Source organism: Streptomyces sp. NPDC007162 (assembly GCF_040634175.1).
GTDB lineage: Bacteria > Actinomycetota > Actinomycetes > Streptomycetales > Streptomycetaceae > Streptomyces.
Genome location: NZ_JBEYFC010000646.1, coordinates 1 through 4314, shown reverse-complemented (window position 1 = coordinate 4314; position 4314 = coordinate 1). Strand labels below are relative to the sequence as shown.

At 70.3% G+C, this 4314-nt stretch carries 4 protein-coding genes and 1 pseudogene; 1 reads left to right on the top strand and 4 read right to left on the bottom strand.

Going from position 1 to position 4314, the window contains the following annotated elements; translation table 11 throughout:
* The 3 genes and pseudogenes from ABZ646_RS41215 to ABZ646_RS41205 form a co-directional block, all read right to left on the bottom strand.
* A pseudogene (locus ABZ646_RS41215) lies at window positions 1-232 on the bottom strand (carbohydrate ABC transporter permease); the annotation flags it as partial.
* Complete coding sequence (locus tag ABZ646_RS41210) at window positions 229-1167, bottom strand: sugar ABC transporter permease (RefSeq protein WP_360531289.1); 939 nt, start codon at window positions 1165-1167, stop codon at window positions 229-231. The gene ABZ646_RS41210 and the pseudogene ABZ646_RS41215, both read right to left, overlap by 4 nt.
* A complete protein-coding gene (locus tag ABZ646_RS41205) occupies window positions 1164-2519 on the bottom strand; it encodes an extracellular solute-binding protein (RefSeq protein WP_360531286.1) in 1356 nt (451 codons plus the stop codon). Before ABZ646_RS41205 ends, ABZ646_RS41210 begins: the two co-directional genes overlap by 4 nt.
* A gap of 193 nt (window positions 2520-2712) precedes the next feature.
* Here ABZ646_RS41205 and ABZ646_RS41200 point away from each other — a divergent pair, with 193 nt between their 5' ends.
* The gene (locus ABZ646_RS41200; protein ID WP_360531283.1) at window positions 2713-3591 is read left to right on the top strand and encodes a hypothetical protein; all 879 of its coding nucleotides are present in this window, start codon (window positions 2713-2715) and stop codon (window positions 3589-3591) included.
* On the opposite strand, the gene ABZ646_RS41195 is transcribed toward ABZ646_RS41200, so the two are convergent.
* The gene (locus ABZ646_RS41195) at window positions 3569-4135 is read right to left on the bottom strand and encodes a hypothetical protein (protein ID WP_360531280.1); all 567 of its coding nucleotides are present in this window, start codon (window positions 4133-4135) and stop codon (window positions 3569-3571) included. The genes ABZ646_RS41200 and ABZ646_RS41195 overlap by 23 nt on opposite strands.
* Between the last annotated feature and the right edge of the window lie 179 nt (window positions 4136-4314).

Here is a 4314-nt window from a genome sequence, read left to right as displayed (position 1 = left end):
AGTTCGTGATGTTGCCGGTGGCGAAGAGGGCCTTCCAGGCCTGGCCCGTCCAGTGCTTCGGCAGCCAGTGCGTCGGTACGTCGACGGCCTCCGTCTCCGACTTGAGGGAGGTGAACAGTCCCCACAGGAGGGGGGCGAGGAAGACCGCGGAGACGGCCGTGCCGAGGAGGGTGAGGACGATCTGGCTGGGGGTCCATGCCCTGCGGGGCTTCACGGGTGCGGCGGTCGTCATCGGGCTGCCTCCTCGGTGCGGTTGCGCAGCAGCCACATCCTCGCGAGGGCGACGGCGGCGATGATCACGAAGAAGATGATGGAGATGGCGGAGGCGTAGCCCACGCGGTAGCTGGTGAAGCCCTCTTCGAGGGTGTACTGGACGAAGGTGCGGGTCGAGTTCTCCGGTCCCGGGCCGAAGTCCATCATCACCACGGCCTGGTCGAAGACCTGGAGCGAGGCGAGGATCTGCAGGGCGATCACCAGGCCGGTGATGTTGCGGAGCATCGGCAGGGTGATGTGGACCATGCGGTGCCAGGCGTTCGCGCCGTCCAGCTTCGCGGCCTCGTAGAGGTGGGCGGGGATGGACTGGAGGGCGGCGAGGTAGAGCAGGAAACTGAATCCGACGGTCCACCAGAGGGTCTCGATGACGATGGCGAGCATCGCGTACGACTTGTCGGTCAGCCAGGGCGTGTCGCCGCCGAACACGTGGTTGATCATCCCGGTGCCGGGGTTGAACAACCACTGCCAGAGGTTGCCTGCGACCGTGGACGGCAGCAGGAAGGGCGCGAAGAAGCACAGGCGCCACAGCCACTTCCCGCGCTCGATGTGGTGGGCGAGCATCGCGAGGAGGAAGGCGAGGACCGTGATACAGGGCACGACCAGCAGCGTGAAGTACGCGCTGTGGCCGAGGGCGTCCCACATCAGGGGATCCCTGAGGGCCTCGCGGTAGTTGTCGAGGCCGATGAAGTTCGCGCCGGCGCCGGTGATGTTGGCGTCCGTGAGGCTGAGGTAGACGCCGCGCAGCAGCGGCCAGATCACGAAGAGGGTGAAGAGGAGGAGGAAGGGGGCGACGAACCAGCCGCCGTGCTGGAAGCCCTGTCTGCGGCGGAGGGTGGCGCTCGCGGCGGCGGCCTTGGTGCGGGCCGGTGCGAGGACTGTCTCTGCGGTCGTCATGCGGCCGTACCTCCCTGCGCGGCGGTCCTGCCGTCCATGGGGTTCTTCATCGCGAGCAGCGTGGCGAGTTCCTTCTTCATCCGGCCGGCCGCGGCGTCGGGTTTCGCCGAGCCCACGGTCGAGGAGACGACGATCGGGCCGACGCGCTGGGCGAGGATGCCGGTGGAGCCCGCGAACCACACCTTGGGCTCGTTGGCCTGGTGGTTCATCGCCGACACATACTCGTTCTGCGGGTAGAGCTTCTGGTACGCCGGGGTGGACAGCGTCGGCAGGTAGGCGGGGATGTGGCCGCCGGCCGCCCACTGCCGGGCGTGCGTGACGACGTAGGCGGCGAGTCGGTGGGCGGCCTCGTCGGTGGCGCCGCCGCGGTCGGACTGGTGCGGCAGCACGAAGGAGTGCGATTCGGCGTGGGTGGCCGGGGTGCCGAAGACGGGCGGCAGCGGGATCGCGCCGTAGTCGAGCTTGGCGCCCGAGTAGACCGGCACCGACCAGTTGCCCTCCCAGGCGAACGGCGCGCCGTTGATGAACTGTTCGGCGTTGACGGAGCCCATGGCCGGGTTCGCGTAGCCGTCGGTGACGTGCCGACGCAGGAACTCCAGGACCTGGGTGGCCTTGTCGGTGTCGAAGGTGACCTCGGTCCTCGCGTCGTTGAACCAGGTGCCGCCGAGCTGGGTGTAGAAGGCGACGAAGAACCACCACTGGAAGTTCTGGTCGTTGATCCACAGGCCGATGGTCTGCAGACCCTTCTTGGTGGCCTTCCTGGCCTCCTTGAGGACGCCGAACCAGTCGTCGGCCGAGGTGATGGGCACGATCCGGTCGTCGGCGCCCAGCAGGCCCGCCTTCCTCAGCACGTCCTTGCGGTAGAAGCAGAGCTGGACGTGGACGTCGAGCGGGAGGGCGTAGAGCTTGCCGTCGACGATGCCGCGCTGCCACAGCTTCGGGTTGTAGTCCTGTTCCCGCAGGCCGTACTTGGCGAGCAGGCCGGTGTCCCAGGCGTCCAGGAGGCGGCCCGGTGCGAAGCCGGCGACCCGGCCGATGTGCATGACGCCGAGGTCCGGGGCGCGGTTGCCGGCGGCCGCCATGGCGAGCTTGGTGTAGAAGGGGTTGCCCCACTGGAGGGTGGAGTCCTTCACCGCGATGTCCGGGTGCGCCTTACGGAAGGCGTCCAGCATCGCGATCATGTTGGAGCCGTCGCCGCCGCTGAAGAGGTTCCAGTAGCGCACCCGGGTGTGGGCGGTGGAGGCGAGCGCGTCGGCTCCGCTGCCCAGGGCTGCGAAGCCGAAGCTCCCCGCCACCGCCAGCCCTCCCGCCGTGCCCAGTAGGTGCCTGCGACTGAGGCCAGGTCGTCCCATTGCCCTGCCCTTACGCTCGTTCGAAATATCGGATCACGCCCGTAACTTCGAACGGGACCGTAAAATCGAAGCGCTTCCGCGTCAATGGGTTCGGCGCGACTTTCCTGTAGCGCACACCCGGTTCCCTGCTCGGCGGGTGCAGCCGGTTAGCCTGCCGGGGGACCCAGCCGCCGTCAGCCAAGGGAGCTCCACCGTGCCTCGCATAGCCCTCGCCACCTACGACCCCGGCGCGGAACCGAGCAAGGACCAGGACCTGCCGGTGCTGCTGCGGGCGCTGGCCGACGCGGGGGCCGAGGCCGTCGCGCGGCCGTGGGACGACCCGGAGACCGAGTGGGGCGGCTACGACCTGGTCGTCCTGCGCTCCACCTGGGACTACAGCTGGCGCGCCGACGAGTTCGTGGCGTGGGTGGAGCGGGTGGGCAGGACGACCCGGATCGCGAACCCGGTGGACGTGGTGCGCTGGAACACCGACAAGCGGTATCTCGGTGACCTCGCGGCGGCCGGTGTGCCGGTGGTGCCGACCCGGTATCTCGCCCCCGGCGACCCGGCCGGTCCCGCCCTCCCCGCCGACCGCGACTTCGTGGTCAAGCCCACCTTCGGCGCCGGCGCCCGGTTCGCCGCCCGCTACACACCCGGCGAGCACGACACCGCCCTGCGCCACCTCGCCCGGATGCACGAGGAGGGGCTGACCGCGATGGTCCAGCCGTACGTCTCGGGCATCGACGTCAGCGGGGAGCGGGCGCTGCAGTTCTTCGGCGGGCGGCTGCTGCACGCCAGCCGCAAGCGGGCCGTGCTCACACCGGGCACGGCGTACGACGCGGACAAGGTCGCCCACCCGGATCTGGCGCCGTGGACCCCCACGCCGGCCGAACTCGCCGTCGCGGAGCGCGCGTTGGCCGCCGTACCGGACGCGCCCGAGCTGCTCTACGCCCGGGTGGACCTGGTCGACGGCGAGGACGGCCGGCCGCGGGTGATGGAGCTGGAGCTGGTCGAGCCGAACCTGTTCCTGTTCCTGCACCCCGGTTCGGTGGCGGCGGTGGCGGCGGCGGTCATCGGCGCGGCCCGTCGATGACGGCGGTGCGCTGGAGCAGCCCCCAGGTGAACTCGGCGACCGCCTGACGGCCGTCGGGGAGGGTGAGGGCCAGACCCCACCGGGTGGGGGCGGTGCCCTCCAGGGGGCGGGCGGGGGCGAAGGCGCGGGCGGCCTCGTCGATCGTGCAGGACCAGGGGGTCAGGTCCGCGAAGGTCTCCAGCGTGGGGGCGGGCGCGTCCGGGGCGCGGACCAGCCACTCGTTCCAGACCGCGCCCCCGGCCGCGACCAGCACCTCGAAGCGCAGGGTGGGCCAGAGCGGGAGCCGCCACTGCCACACCGCGCACTCCAGGTCGCCGACCGTACGCCTGCTCTCCCGCTCGGGCGGCCCGAGCACTGAGCGGTAGCGCGATGCGGCGGACCGGGAGCGCGGGGACCGGACCATCGCCTGCCAGCGTTTGTTGGCCTCCCTCATGTCCGCGAGGGACGCACCCAGTTCGCGGCGGGCGTCCTCGACCAGGTCCGGGTTGTGGTCGGCCATGCGGCGCAGCAGCACCAGCTGGAAGTCCAGTTGCACAGGACCCATGGTGCACCTCTGGGTGCCCGGCTCGTTCCCGGCCATTGCCCGGGACAATCCCCGGTGGTTAGCCTGTGTTCGTCATGCCGATCGCCTGTTGATATCTCGAACGGCTTCGCCGCTCCGACGAGATCTGGCGCTTAGACCCAAGGGAGGGGGCCGGACGTGGGACGCCTTGTGCCTGCCGT

Coding starts and splice junctions, on each gene's coding strand:
- ABZ646_RS41195 (WP_360531280.1), bottom strand. CDS start 4,135: ATGGGTCCTGTGCAACTGGACTTCCAGCTGGTGCTGCTGCGCCGCATG.
- ABZ646_RS41210 (WP_360531289.1), bottom strand. CDS start 1,167: ATGACGACCGCAGAGACAGTCCTCGCACCGGCCCGCACCAAGGCCGCC.
- ABZ646_RS41205 (WP_360531286.1), bottom strand. CDS start 2,519: ATGGGACGACCTGGCCTCAGTCGCAGGCACCTACTGGGCACGGCGGGA.